The organism is Streptomyces sp. NPDC100445 (assembly GCF_044759735.1).
In the GTDB taxonomy this organism is placed as follows: Bacteria; Actinomycetota; Actinomycetes; order Streptomycetales; family Streptomycetaceae; genus Streptomyces.
Window position 1 is genome coordinate 164691 of sequence record NZ_JBIVZV010000015.1, and the last position, 12117, is coordinate 176807.

Sequence of the window (12117 nt, forward strand, 5' to 3'; positions counted from 1 at the left end):
GTTCTCCTCAACATGGATGACGTGGGCAACATGGGTTGAGCGGACACCGTTGACATCGCCCGCTGTCGAGGGCGGGGCGTGTGGCTGTGTACGGCCGCCGCGTCCGCCCGTCCTCAGGCGAAGCGGTCCCGGTGGCCGGCCGCCCACCGGGCGAAGGTGGTCGCGGGCCGTCCCGTGAGCCGCTCGACCGTGTCCGTGGTCCGCGCCTTGGCCCCGGCCAGCTGCCGCTCGGCACTGGCGACGAGGGCGTCGGCCATCGCCGTCGAGTACCGGCGCGCGTAACTCGCGTGCGCCTCCTCGCGGGAGAGTTCCCGGCAGACGAGGGGGCGTCCCAGCAGTTCGGCCAGGACGGCGCACTGGTCATGGGCCGTCAGCGACTGCGGGCCGGTGAGTTCATAGGACCGGAAATGGTGTGCGGCCTCGCCGAGGACGCGGGCGGACGCCTCGGCGATGTCCTCCGGCGCGATGCACGCGTTGCGACTGTGGGGGTGCAGCGCGTGGGCGACACCGCGCTCGCGGATGCCGGACGCCCAGGCGAGCGCGTGGGACATGAACAGGCGTGGCTGGATCATCGTCCACGGGATGCCGCTGCGCATGATGCGCTCCTCGTTGACGCGCTGCCACTCGGTGACGAGGTCCTTCGCCGCGCTGTCGCGCACCGCCGCCGCGGAGAGCTTGACGATGTGCCCCACCGAGGCGTCGACGGCCGCGCGCAGGATGTTCCGGTCGTGTTCGGGCCGGGTGGGGTCGTTGGTCACGACGAAGAGGGCGTCGGCGCCGGAGAACGCGTCGGCGAGGCTGCCGGGGGCGTCGTAGTCGCAGGCGACGTGGCGGATGCCGGGATGCCCCGTCACCGGGCGGGGCGTGCGGCTGGTGAGGGTGACGCGGTGGTGCGCCGCCAGGTGCCGGACCACCAGCGGGGCGATCTGTCCGGTGGCTCCGGTGAGGACGATGTGCCGGGACGCGGTGGCTGTGGCGGTCATGAGGCGGGGACACGCTCCGCGCCGAGCCCTATCGCGCCGGCCACCGACTCGCGGGCCACACTGGGCAGCAGCAGTTCCCACATGTCCTGGACGCGTTCGGTGAGGTCGGCGCGCTGGGTGGCGAGCTGTGAGTAGACCTGCATGCCGGTGCAGGCGCCGACGACGAAACGGGCCAGTTGGTCCGGGTCGACGCCCGCACGGAGTTCACCGTCGTCCCGGGCCGCGTCGAGGTGGCCGCGCATGAGCGTGCGCCACTCCTCGAACGAGGAGGCGTCGTTCATGCCGTGGCTGCCCTGTTCTACGGCGAGACGGACCCCCGCGCGCAGGATCGGGTCGCGTTTCATGCGGTCCGCCCACACCAGGGTGATGTCCACCACGCGCTGGAGGCCGGTCGACTCCAGATGAGGCTCTATCGTCGTCGGCTGAGCGTTCATCAGCGCCTCGGCGAGGCCCTGTTTGGAGCCGAAGTGGAAGTAGAGCGCGCCGAGGGTGAGCCCCGCCCGTTCCACGACCTGGGTCACCGCCGCCTTCTCGTAACCGGCCTCGTCGAAGACCTCGGCCGCGGCCAGCAGGATCCGCTGTCGCGTCCGCGCGGCTCGCTCCGCCTTGACACTTGGCACTCGTCACCGTCCTCCGCAGAACATAGATAGCGATCTTTATGTTAGCCGCACCGTGACAAGTGGGCCATCCATTCAGACGGAAAGTGCCGCCGTGTCCAACGACTTGGGGGCCCAGGGGCCGCGCGCGCCGGCGGTACGGCGTCCCTCACCGGCCAGCGGAAATGCGTGAGGGCCGGCTTCCGGACACCTCCGAAAACCGGCCCTCATCTGCGACTCTCACGAGTCGGGACGACAGGATTTGAACCTGCGACCCCTTGACCCCCAGTCAAGTGCGCTACCAAGCTGCGCCACGTCCCGATGCTGTTTGACCTGGGCTTTCGCCCGGCCGAACGCGCAGAGAAACAATACCGCACTCGGGTCGGTGGTCGTGCGCCCCTTTCCCGGTTGACCTCAAGTCCGCTTGAGGTCGCACGATCACCCCATGACGATCACAGCGGACGACAACCGCACGTACGGCTACGCCGACCTGCCCCGGCTCATGGGGCTGATGAGCGGCGACGAGAAGCACGGCCCGGCGGCCACCTCCACCCTCGACGCGCTGTGGGTGCTCTACGACCGGGTGCTCCGCGTCACCCCCGCGCTGCGCGACGACCCGGCCCGTGACCGTTTCCTGCTCAGCAAGGGACACGGCCCCATGGCGTACTACGCCGTGCTGGCCGCCAAGGGCTTCCTGCCCGTCGACCGGCTGTCCGGGTTCGGCTCGTACGACTCCCCGCTGGGGCACCACCCGGACCGGGTGCTGGTACCGGGCGCCGAGATCGGCAGCGGCTCGCTCGGGCACGGGCTGCCGATCGCCGTGGGCACCGCCCTCGGGCTGCGCGCGCGGGGCCTGCCCGGTCCGGCGGTCTGGGTGCTGACCGGCGACGCGGAGCTGGACGAGGGCAGCAACCACGAGGCGATCGCCTTCGCGGGGCCCGCCCGACTGGACCGGCTGCACACCGTGGTGATCGACAACGCCTCCGCCCGCCACGCGCGGCCCGGCGGGATCACCGCCCGGTTCGAGGCCGCGGGCTGGTCCGCGGTCGAGGCCGACGGCCGCGACCACGAGGCGCTGTACGCCGCCTTCACCGCCCCGCATCCCGGCCGGCCGCACGTCGTCGTGGCCCGTGTCGAACCGAAGGACGCCTGACCACCACCGCTCCCCCACCGCCGCAAGGGAAGGACCCTTCGATGGACACCATGCGTGACCGTTTCGCCCCCGTCGTCTCCCGACTGCTCGACGAGGACCCGCGGGTCGCCGTCGTCCTCGCCGAGATCGGCGCCGACGGCTTCCGGGAGGCCGGGCGCCGCCACCCCGACCGGGTGATCAACGTCGGCATCCGGGAACAGCTGCTGATCGGCGCCGCGGCGGGGCTGGCGCTCACCGGACTGCGGCCCGTCGTGCACACCTTCGCCAGCTTCCTCGTGGAGCGGCCGTTCGAGCAGGTCAAGCTGGACCTGGGACACCAGGACGCGGGGGCGGTGCTGGTGAGCGCCGCCGCCTCGTTCGACTGGCCGGCCGGCGGCTTCACCCATATGGCGCCGGGTGACGTGGCCCTCCTGGACACGTTGGACGGCTGGACCGTCCACGTCCCCGGCCACCCCGACGAGGCCGAGACCTTGCTGCGCCACGCGGTCGCCGCGGGCGACGACAAGGTGTACGTGCGCCTGTCCGCGCAGTCCAACCGGCGGGCGTCGGCCGTCGACGGGCGGCACTTCCGCACCGTCCGCGAGGGCCGCGCCGGCGTGGTCGTCGCCGTCGGCCCGCTGCTGGACGCCGCCCTCGCCGCCACGGAGGGCCTGGACGTGACCGTGCTCCACGCGACGACCGTGCGGCCCTTCGACACGGCCGGGCTGCGGCGGGCGACGGAGGCGGCCGGCACGGACGTGGTGCTGGTCGAGCCGTATCTCGCGGGGACGTCGACGGCCGCGGTGAGCGAGGCGCTGGCCGACGTGCCGCACCGGGTGCTCGGCCTCGGCGTGGGCCGCCGGGAGCTGCGCCGCTACGGCACGGTCGAGGAGCACGTCGCCGCCCACGGCCTGGACCCGGCGGGGCTGCGCCGGCGGATCACCGCCTATCTGGGCGCCGGCCGCGCCACCGCCCCGGCTCCCGGCCGGTGACGGCACACTCGGGCCGCGGCACCGGACCGGCACCGCCGGCCCGGGTGGCGGGGGCGTCGGCGTCGGCGCGGACCAGGTCGCGTATCGCCGGGAAGGCGAGCAGGGCCGCCGCCACCACCACGCTCACCACGCCCGCGATCAGCAACACCTGGCCGGCGCCCAGCGCGCCGGCCGCCGGACCGGCGAGGGCCTGGCCGATCGGCATCATGGCCAGCGAACCGGCCACGTCGTAGGCGTGGATGCGGTTCAGGACGTCGGCCGGGACCTGGGTCTGCACACTCGTCGCCCACATGACCGCCCAGAAGGACATCCCGGCACCGGCGAGCGCCGCACCGGCCGCCATGGCCGGCACCCCGAGCCCCGCCCCGACGGCCGCCGGAAAGCCGAAGAAGGCGAACAGGGCGACGGCGCCCGCCCGGAGCATGCGGCGGGGCCGCAGCCGGAGGGCGATCATGCCGCCGATCACCGTGCCGCCGCCCAGGGCCGAGTTGACCAGGCCGTAGGCGCCCGGGCCGTGGTGCCGGACCACCTCCGTGGCCACCAGCGGAACCGTGGGACCCCACACGGCGATCATGTAGAGGCCCCAGACGGCGATCACGCCCCACAGCCAGGCACGGGACCGGAACTCCCGCCAGCCGTCGACGAGATCGGCGCGGAAGGCCCGCAGGCCGGAGCCGGTGGCGGCGCGGGTGCCCGCAGGCGGCGCGGGCAGCCGGAGCAGCAGCAGGCACAGGGCGCTGACCGCGTAGGTGGCGGCGTGCGCGGCGAAGACCCCGCCGGGCGAGGCGAGGCCGACCAGGATGCCCGCGACGGCCGGGCCGGCGAGCTGGGCGGCGGACTCGGCGACGCGGATCGCGCCGTTCGCGCCCTGGACGTCGGCGGCGAGCCTCGGCACCGTACTGGCCACACCGGGCTGGAAGACGGCACCGGCCGCGCCGTTGACGACGCCGACGGCACAGATCTGCCACAGCACCACGTGCCCGGTGAAGAACAGGCCCGCGGCGAACGACTGGGTGCCGATCCGGACGAGATCGGCGCCGATCATCAGCCTCCGGGTGCTGAACCGGTCGGCGACGACCCCGCCGAAGACGACCAGTCCGGCGAACGCGGCCGTCGTGGCGGCCATCGCGAGGCCGACCGCGCCCGCGCCGTACCCCTGTTCCAGCAGGCCGGTGGCGAGGGCCACGGGCAGCATGGTGTCGCCGAGGCGGGCGACGGCCCGGGCGGTGAAGAACAGCGCGAAGTCCCGCGACCAGAGCGCCGGACCGCCCGCCGGGGCGGCGCCCACGCCCCGTACGGCACCGCCGCGTCGTGCGTCCGTCCCCGTCATGTCCCCCGCTCCCCTCCCCGCCGTCCGGCCCCGGCGGCGCCGTCCCGTCGCGAGGGATCATGCCCCGCCCCGGCCGCGCGCACCCGGGGTGTCACTCCCCGGACAGGAGCAACCCGGGGTGTGCGTCGAGGAGTCGGGGCGGGGCGGCCTGGCGCCAGGAGTCGGTGAGGATGTCCCGCAGCTCGTCCTCGTCGTCCAGGGCGGCGAGTCTCGCTCTCACCCAGGCGAACTGGGCCTCGTGGGCGGCGATCCAGAACTTCTCCGGTTCGGCCAGCACCAGTTCGGCGCGCTCCTCCTTGGGGCAGCGCACGGCGAGGGAGGTCTCGTCCTCCGGCAGGGTCGCGAACATCTTCCCCGCCACCCGGAAGGTGGGCATGTTCCAGGCGGTCTTCTCCGTCGTCTCCGGCAGGGACAGGGCGAGGCGGCGTACGTCTTCTGCGTCCGGCATGCCCGCACCGTAACTCCTGCCACTGACAGTCACCCCCCGAGGCGTTTGAAGTACAGCGTCGTGGGCCGGAGGCCGCCCGTCGGAGCGGCGGCGTAGTCGGGGATCGTGCCGGCCTCGGTCCAGCCGGCCGAGCGGTACAGCTCCTCGGCCGGGCTGCCGGTCTCGGTGTCGAGGTGGAGCAGGCCGATCCCGCCGGCCAGAGCCGCCTCCTCGGCGGTGGTGAGCAGCCGGCGGCCCAGTCCCCGCCCGCGTGCGCGGCGGTGCACCATCAGCTTGACGAGCTCCGCGCGGTGCCGGCTGTTCGGCTGGTCGGGGAAGGCCAGACCGACCGTGCCGGACACCCGGCCCTCGGGATCCACGGCCGCCCAGACGGCGACTCGGCCCGCCCGGACGGCGTCCTCCCGCTCCCGCCACCAGGCGGTCGCCTCCGCGTGGGTGAACGGCGCGAGGAAGCCGACGGAGGCGCCGGCGGCCACCGTGTCGGCCAGCAGCGCCGCCAGGTCGCCGGCCCGGTCGCGGACGCGGGTCGCGTCCCAGCGTTCCACCCTCATGGCCGCACCACCGCCAGCACGTACCGCGCCCCGCCCGGTGCGGCGCAGCGGAACCGGGTCGCCCCGTGCACCCGCATCCGCAGGCAGTCGCCCGCGCCGAGCCGGTGAACCCGCCCGCCGACGGTCACCTCCAGGGCCCCTTCCAGCAGCCACACGTGCTGTTCCAGGCCGGGGACGGGCGGGCGGTCGTAGGCGATGTCCGCGTCCGCGGCGAGGCGGCCCTCGACCAGTTCGCCGCGCAGCGCGGCGTGCGGCGGGGACACCGACCGGCGGAGGAAACCGGAGGCGCGGTCCTGCCACACCCGCTGCTCCGCGGCCGGCACCAGGGCGGCCGGTTCCGCCTCGACCTCGCTGAGCAACTGGGACATCGCGCGGCCGTAGACGTGGCAGAGCCGGTTCAGGAGGGCGGCGGTAGGGCTGGTCTCCGCCCGTTCGGCGCGGGACAGGGTGGACCGGCTCACTCCGCTGCGCTCCGCCAACTCGCCCAGCGCCAGCCGTGCTGGGCGCGCAGCTCGGCCAGCCGGGCACCGATGAGGTGATCGACGGCGTCCTCGGTTCTCATGTCCGGGACGCTATCGGCGGGGATGGGACAGGCGGGTTACGGAGTCCTCACGTCCGGGCGGCCTCGCCCAGGGCCTCCAGCACCGGGCGGATCAACGGGTGCCCCTCGGCTCCACGGCGTACGGCGGCGAAGACCCTACGGGTCGGGGCGACGCCGTCGACGGGCCGGACCACCACGTCGGTGAGGTCCATGCCGCGCAGCGCGGAGCGCGGGACGAGGGCGACCCCGGCGTCGGCCGACGCGAGGGCGACGACGGCACGGAAGTCGTCCGAGGAGTGTTCCAGGCGAGGCTGGAAACCGGCGCTCTCACAGGCGAGGACGACCACGTCGTGGCACGGGTTGCCGGGGTACGGGCCGATCCAGGCGTCCTTGGCCAGGTCGGCGAGGGGCACCTCGCGGGCGTCCGCCAGCCGGTGCCCGAGCGGGACGACCGCGTCGAACGGCTCGGCGTACAGCGGGACGTGGGTCAGACGGGGATCGCCGGCGACCGGGGCGCCCCGGTACTCGACGGCGACCGCGACGTCCACCTGCCGGTCCAGCACCATGGGCAGGCTGGCGTCGCCCTCCGCGTCCTGGACCCGGATCCTTATGCCGGGCGCGGACGCCGCGAGCCGGGCCACCGCGGGGGCCACGACCTGGGCGATGCCGGTCGCGAAGGACGCCACGGTCACCGTGCCCGCCTCGCCCGAGCCGTAGGCCGCGAGCTCCGCCTCGGCCCGCTCCAGCTGGGCGAGGACCGCGTTGGTGTGGCTGAGCAGGATCTCACCGGCCGGCGTGAGCCGTACGCCCCTGGCGCCCCGCTCGACCAGCCGGTGGCCGGTCTCCTGCTCCAGCGCGGTCAGCTGCTGGGAGACGGCCGAGGGGGTGAGGTAGAGCGCGGCGGCCGCCGCGGTGACCGTGCGGTGGTCGGCCACCGCACGGAGGATGTGGAGCCGCCGTGCCTCGATCATGCCCCCGATTATCCCAGGGTGTCCGGTCCGCTCAGGCCTCCAGCTCGGCGCGCGCCGCGACGAACGCGTCGACGGCGCGGTCGACGTCCTGCGTGGAGTGCGCGGCGGACAGCTGGACGCGGATGCGGGCCCGGTCCTGCGGGACGACCGGGTAGGAGAAGCCGATCACGTAGACGCCGCGCTCCAGGAGCAGTTCGGCCATGCGGGCGGCCTTCGCCGCCTCCCCGATCATGACGGGGGCGATGGCGTGGTCGCCGGGGAGGACGTCGAAGCCCTCCTCGGTCATCCGGCGGCGGAACAGCGCGGTGTTCTCGGCGAGCTGGACCCGCAGGTCGTCGGCCGACTCCAGCAGGTCGAGGACCTTCAGGGAGGCGGCGGCGATCACCGGGGCGAGGGTGTTGGAGAACAGGTACGGCCGGGAGCGCTGGCGCAGCAGGGCGACGATCTCCGCGCGGGCGGCGACGTATCCGCCGGAGGCGCCGCCGAGGGCCTTGCCGAGGGTGCCGGTGATGATGTCGACGCGGTCCATGACGCCGTGCAGTTCGGGGGTGCCGCGGCCGGAGGGGCCGACGAAGCCGACGGCGTGCGAGTCGTCGACCATGACCATGGCGTCGTAGCGGTCGGCGAGGTCGCAGATCTCGGCCAGCGGGGCCACGTAGCCGTCCATGGAGAAGACGCCGTCGGTGACGATCAGGCGGCGCCGCGCGCCGGACGCCTCCTTGAGCTTGGTCTCCAGGTCCGCGAGGTCGCGGTTGGCGTAGCGGAAGCGGCGGGCCTTCGACAGGCGGATGCCGTCGATGATGGACGCGTGGTTGAGGGCGTCGGAGATCACCGCGTCCTCCTCGCCGAGCAGCGTCTCGAAGACACCGCCGTTGGCGTCGAAGCAGGAGGAGTACAGGATCGTGTCCTCCTGGCCGAGGAACGCCGACAGCCGGGCCTCCAGCTCCTTGTGCACCTCCTGGGTGCCGCAGATGAAGCGGACGGAGGCCATGCCGTAGCCCCAGCGGTCCAGGGCCTCGTGGGCGGCGGCGATCACCTCGGGGTGGTCCGCCAGGCCGAGGTAGTTGTTTGCGCAGAAGTTGAGGACCTCGCCGGGGCGGCCGCCGGCGGTGACGGCGACGGTCGCGGACTGCGGGGTGCCGATGACACGCTCGGGCTTGTGCAGGCCGGCGGCGCGGATCTCGTCGAGGGTGGCGCGCAGGTCGTCGCGGACGGTGTCGAACATGTGGGGTGCTCCTGAAGGCGCTGACGGAGAGGGGAAGTCGTGTCCGGGACGGGTCACGCGGTCCAGTCGAGGACGACCTTGCCGCCCTTGCCGCCGGCGGCGTCGGCGAAGGCCGCCTCGTAGTCGCGGTACCCGTACCGGCCGGTGATCACGGGGGCGAGGTCCAGACCGCCTTCCAGCAGCACCGACATCGCGTACCAGGTCTCGAACATCTCGCGGCCGTAGATGCCCTTGATGGTGATCATCGAGGTGACGATCCGCGCCCAGTCGACCGGGAACTCCTGCGCGGGCAGGCCGAGCATGGCGATCCGGCCGCCGTGCGTCATGTTGGCGATCATGTCCCGCATGGCCTCGGGACGGCCGGACATCTCCAGGCCGATGTCGAAGCCCTCGCGCAGCCCCAGCTCCCGCTGGCCCTCGGCGATCGGGGTCCGGGCCACGTTCAGGGCGAGGCTGACGCCGATCTTGCGGGCCAGTTCGAGACGCTCCTCGCTGACGTCGGTGATGACGACGTTGCGGGCGCCGGCGTGCCGGGCCACCGCGGCGGCCATCAGACCGATGGGGCCGGCCCCGGTGATCAGGACGTCCTCGCCGACCAGCGGGAAGGACAGCGCGGTGTGCACCGCGTTGCCGAACGGGTCGAAGATCGCGGCGACGTCGAGGTCGACGGGGACGCGGTGCACCCAGACGTTGGAGGCGGGCAGCGCGACGTACTCGGCGAACGCGCCGTCGCGGCCCACACCGAGACCGACGGTGGCCCGGCACAGGTGACGGCGGCCGGCCTGGCAGTTGCGGCACTTGCCGCACACCAGGTGGCCCTCACCGCTGACCCGGTCGCCGATGCGGATGTCGGCCACGTCGCGCCCGGTCTCGACGACCTGCCCGACGAACTCGTGACCGATGACGAGCGGCGTGCGGATCGCCTGCTGGGCCCAGCCGTCCCAGGCGCGGATGTGCAGGTCGGTGCCGCAGATACCGGTCCGCATGACCTTGATCAGTACGTCACCGGGGCCGACGACGGGCTCCGGGACGTCCGTCAGCCGGAGTCCCGGCTCCGCCTTCTCCTTGACCAGCGCCTTCAACGCTACGGCTCCTGTGGGTGAGGCCCGGACCGCGGGCATGCCGAAGCAGACCGGCACCGGGTCGGAGGGGTGTGATCACCCCGCAATCTGCCGTATGCGCGGGCCCGGGTCCATCGAGCTTTTCTTAACCGCCGCCTCAGCTTTCCTTCAGGCCCCGCGCCGTGACCGGCGCCTCACAGGGGCAGACCGTCCGCCGCGCTGCGTTCGAGGCGTACGACGAGGTCCGCGGCCAACCCCTTGATGGTCGCCAGGCCCGGCCTGCCCCAGGCGCGCGGCGCCATGTCGGCGGCGCACACGGTGCCCAGCGCCATACCCGAACGGTCGATCAGTGGGGCGCCGAGATACGACCGGATGCCGTACGCGTCGACGACCGGGTTGCCCGCGAACCGGGGATAGTCGCGGACGTCCTCCAGGACCAGCGCCTTGTGGCGTACCACCACATGGGGGCAGAACCCATGGTCGCGCGGCAGCACCCGGCCGATGAGCGCCCTGCCGCCGTCCTCCCGCACGACCGGGGCGGTGGCCGGGGCGCTCAGGCCCGCGAAGAACTGGTGGTCCTCGCCGACGAAGTTGACCATGGCGTACGGCGCGCCGGTGAGCTGGGCCAGGTGCCCGGCGAAGGCGTCGAGCACGGGGTCGGGCCGGTCGGCCAGACCGAGCCGCCGCAGCCGGTCCGTCCGGGCGGGGGCCTCCTTGTCCTCGGGCGTGAGCAGCAGGCCCCGGACCGGCCGGGGCGGCTCGTAGCTCATGGCCGGGCTCCGGCGCTGTGGGCGTACCTCATGTCGGGGCTCCGTGGGCGGTAGGGCGGGGTCACCTGTGGGCGCCGTGGGTGGGCGCGGTCGCCGGGGCGTGGGCGAGGAGGTGACGCACGAGGGTGAGCAGGGTCTGCACGCCGGAGCTGGAGATCCGGGCGTCGCAGCGGACCACCGGGACCCGCGGGTCGAGGTCGATGGCGGAGCGCACCTCCTCGGCGTCGTAGCGGTGGGAGCCGTCGAACTCGTTGACGGCGACGACGAAGGCGAGGCCGCGTTCCTCGAAGAAGTCGACGGCGGCGAAGCAGTCCTCCAGGCGCCGGGTGTCGGCGAGGACGACGGCGCCGAGCGCTCCCTCGGACAGCTCGTCCCACATGAACCAGAACCGCTCCTGCCCCGGTGTGCCGAACAGGTACAGCACGTGCTGCGGATCGAGGGTGATCCGCCCGAAGTCCATGGCGACGGTGGTCTCCATCTTGTTCTCGATGCCGTCGAGACTGTCCGTGCCGACACTGACCGTGGTGAGCAGCTCCTCCGTGCTGAGCGGCGCGATCTCGCTGACCGCGCCCACGAAGGTCGTCTTGCCGACCCCGAACCCGCCCGCGACGAGGATCTTGAGCGCGGTGGGGAACGGGTCAGAGCTGTCGTCGTAGTCCATCGAGCACTGCCTCCAGCAGAGACCGGTCAGTGGGTGTGTGGTGGTAGGCGGGCGGCTTGGTGGTGAGCACCCCGCAGTCGACCAGGTCGGAGAGGAGCACCTTGGTGACCACGGCGGGCAGTCGCAGCTGGGCGGCGAGTTCGGCGACCGAGACGGGCGCCCGGCACAGTTCGAGGGCCTGCGCGTGCTCGGGTCCCAGGTAGCCCAGCGGGGTGACGCCGGTGGACATCACCTGCGACATCAGGTCGAGGGCGACGCTGGGTCTGGTGCGGCCGTTGCTGACGGTGAACGGGCGGACCAGGCGTCCGGCCGCGGCGTCCAGCCACGGCCCGTCACCGGCCGCGGTCACGCTCAATGCCTCGTCGCCGAGGGTTCGCCGGTGTGCTGCCGGGGTGCGGTCACCAGGTACGGGCGGACGCTCTTGACCAGCATCGCCATCTCGTAGCCCAGTACGGCGGCGTCGGCCTCGCGGCCGGCGAGCACGGCGAGGCAGGTGCCGGAGCCGGCGGTGGTGACGAACAGCAAGGTGGAGGCGAGTTCGACGACGACCTGCCGGACGTCACCGCCGTCACCGAACCGGACCCCCGCGCTGCGGCCGAGGGAGTACAGGCCGGAGGCCAGGGCCGCCATGTGGTCGGCGCTGTCGTGGTCGAGGCCGTGCACGGACTTGACCAGTCCGTCGCAGGACAGGAGTACCGCGCTGCTGGTGTGCGGTACGCGCTGCACGAGGCCGCTCAGCAGCCAGTCGAGGTCGGACGCGTGGGCGGTCGGCGCTTCGCTCGCCATGGTGGATCGACTCCTTGCGGTACGAAGGTGTGGGGGCGCAGTGGGGGCGGGGTTGCGGCGTACGCGTGCG

Annotated in this window: 14 protein-coding genes, 1 tRNA gene and 1 pseudogene; 2 read left to right on the forward strand and 14 right to left on the reverse strand. The window is 73.4% G+C overall.

Annotation, left to right across the window (positions count from 1 at the left end; all coding sequences use genetic code 11):
• Positions 1 to 113: 113 nt before the first annotated feature.
• From ACIQVT_RS30750 to ACIQVT_RS30760, 3 genes are all read right to left on the reverse strand, one after another.
• The gene (locus tag ACIQVT_RS30750; RefSeq protein ID WP_403761425.1) at positions 114 to 983 is read right to left on the reverse strand and encodes an NAD(P)H-binding protein; all 870 of its coding nucleotides are present in this window, start codon (positions 981 to 983) and stop codon (positions 114 to 116) included.
• On the reverse strand, positions 980 to 1603 hold the full coding sequence (locus ACIQVT_RS30755; protein ID WP_403761428.1) for a ScbR family autoregulator-binding transcription factor: 624 nt from the start codon (positions 1601 to 1603) through the stop codon (positions 980 to 982). Before ACIQVT_RS30755 ends, ACIQVT_RS30750 begins: the two co-directional genes overlap by 4 nt.
• Before the next feature lie 223 nt (positions 1604 to 1826).
• A tRNA-Pro gene (locus ACIQVT_RS30760) sits at positions 1827 to 1900 on the reverse strand.
• A gap of 124 nt (positions 1901 to 2024) precedes the next feature.
• Here ACIQVT_RS30760 and ACIQVT_RS30765 point away from each other — a divergent pair.
• Both ACIQVT_RS30765 and ACIQVT_RS30770 read left to right on the forward strand, forming a co-directional pair.
• Complete coding sequence (locus tag ACIQVT_RS30765) at positions 2025 to 2732, forward strand: transketolase (protein WP_403761431.1); 708 nt, start codon at positions 2025 to 2027, stop codon at positions 2730 to 2732.
• A 41-nt stretch (positions 2733 to 2773) separates the two neighbouring features.
• Positions 2774 to 3703, forward strand: a complete 930-nt coding sequence (locus tag ACIQVT_RS30770) for a transketolase family protein (protein WP_403761434.1) — start codon at positions 2774 to 2776, stop codon at positions 3701 to 3703.
• Here ACIQVT_RS30770 and ACIQVT_RS30775 read toward each other — a convergent pair.
• The 11 genes and pseudogenes from ACIQVT_RS30775 to ACIQVT_RS30825 form a co-directional block, all read right to left on the reverse strand.
• The gene (locus ACIQVT_RS30775; RefSeq protein ID WP_403761437.1) at positions 3651 to 5033 is read right to left on the reverse strand and encodes an MFS transporter; all 1383 of its coding nucleotides are present in this window, start codon (positions 5031 to 5033) and stop codon (positions 3651 to 3653) included. The two genes, ACIQVT_RS30770 and ACIQVT_RS30775, sit on opposite strands and share 53 nt — an antisense overlap.
• Positions 5034 to 5124: 91 nt before the next feature.
• Positions 5125 to 5481 carry an MmcQ/YjbR family DNA-binding protein gene (locus ACIQVT_RS30780; RefSeq protein WP_403761440.1) on the reverse strand — a complete coding sequence of 119 codons (357 nt, stop codon included), beginning with the start codon at positions 5479 to 5481 and terminating at the stop codon, positions 5125 to 5127.
• Between the two features lie 29 nt (positions 5482 to 5510).
• Complete coding sequence (locus ACIQVT_RS30785; RefSeq protein WP_403761443.1) at positions 5511 to 6032, reverse strand: GNAT family N-acetyltransferase; 522 nt, start codon at positions 6030 to 6032, stop codon at positions 5511 to 5513.
• Positions 6029 to 6594: pseudogene (locus ACIQVT_RS30790) on the reverse strand (helix-turn-helix domain-containing protein). The gene ACIQVT_RS30785 and the pseudogene ACIQVT_RS30790 overlap by 4 nt, the downstream one beginning before the upstream one ends.
• A 47-nt stretch (positions 6595 to 6641) precedes the next feature.
• Positions 6642 to 7544 carry a LysR family transcriptional regulator gene (locus ACIQVT_RS30795; RefSeq protein ID WP_403761446.1) on the reverse strand — a complete coding sequence of 301 codons (903 nt, stop codon included), beginning with the start codon at positions 7542 to 7544 and terminating at the stop codon, positions 6642 to 6644.
• Positions 7545 to 7575: 31 nt separating this feature from the next.
• Positions 7576 to 8769 carry a glycine C-acetyltransferase gene (locus tag ACIQVT_RS30800; RefSeq protein ID WP_403761449.1) on the reverse strand — a complete coding sequence of 398 codons (1194 nt, stop codon included), beginning with the start codon at positions 8767 to 8769 and terminating at the stop codon, positions 7576 to 7578.
• Between the two features lie 53 nt (positions 8770 to 8822).
• On the reverse strand, positions 8823 to 9851 hold the full coding sequence (gene tdh / locus ACIQVT_RS30805) for an L-threonine 3-dehydrogenase (RefSeq protein WP_403761452.1): 1029 nt from the start codon (positions 9849 to 9851) through the stop codon (positions 8823 to 8825).
• Between the two features lie 173 nt (positions 9852 to 10024).
• Complete coding sequence (locus tag ACIQVT_RS30810) at positions 10025 to 10600, reverse strand: GAF domain-containing protein (protein WP_403761455.1); 576 nt, start codon at positions 10598 to 10600, stop codon at positions 10025 to 10027.
• Positions 10601 to 10661: 61 nt separating this feature from the next.
• Positions 10662 to 11261, reverse strand: coding sequence for a GTP-binding protein (locus tag ACIQVT_RS30815; protein WP_403761461.1), 600 nt, complete (start codon positions 11259 to 11261; stop codon positions 10662 to 10664).
• On the reverse strand, positions 11239 to 11610 hold the full coding sequence (locus ACIQVT_RS30820; RefSeq protein WP_403761467.1) for a DUF742 domain-containing protein: 372 nt from the start codon (positions 11608 to 11610) through the stop codon (positions 11239 to 11241). The genes ACIQVT_RS30815 and ACIQVT_RS30820 overlap by 23 nt, the downstream gene beginning before the upstream one ends.
• Positions 11611 to 11612: 2 nt before the next feature.
• Positions 11613 to 12047, reverse strand: coding sequence for a roadblock/LC7 domain-containing protein (locus ACIQVT_RS30825; RefSeq protein WP_403761470.1), 435 nt, complete (start codon positions 12045 to 12047; stop codon positions 11613 to 11615).
• Between the last annotated feature and the right edge of the window lie 70 nt (positions 12048 to 12117).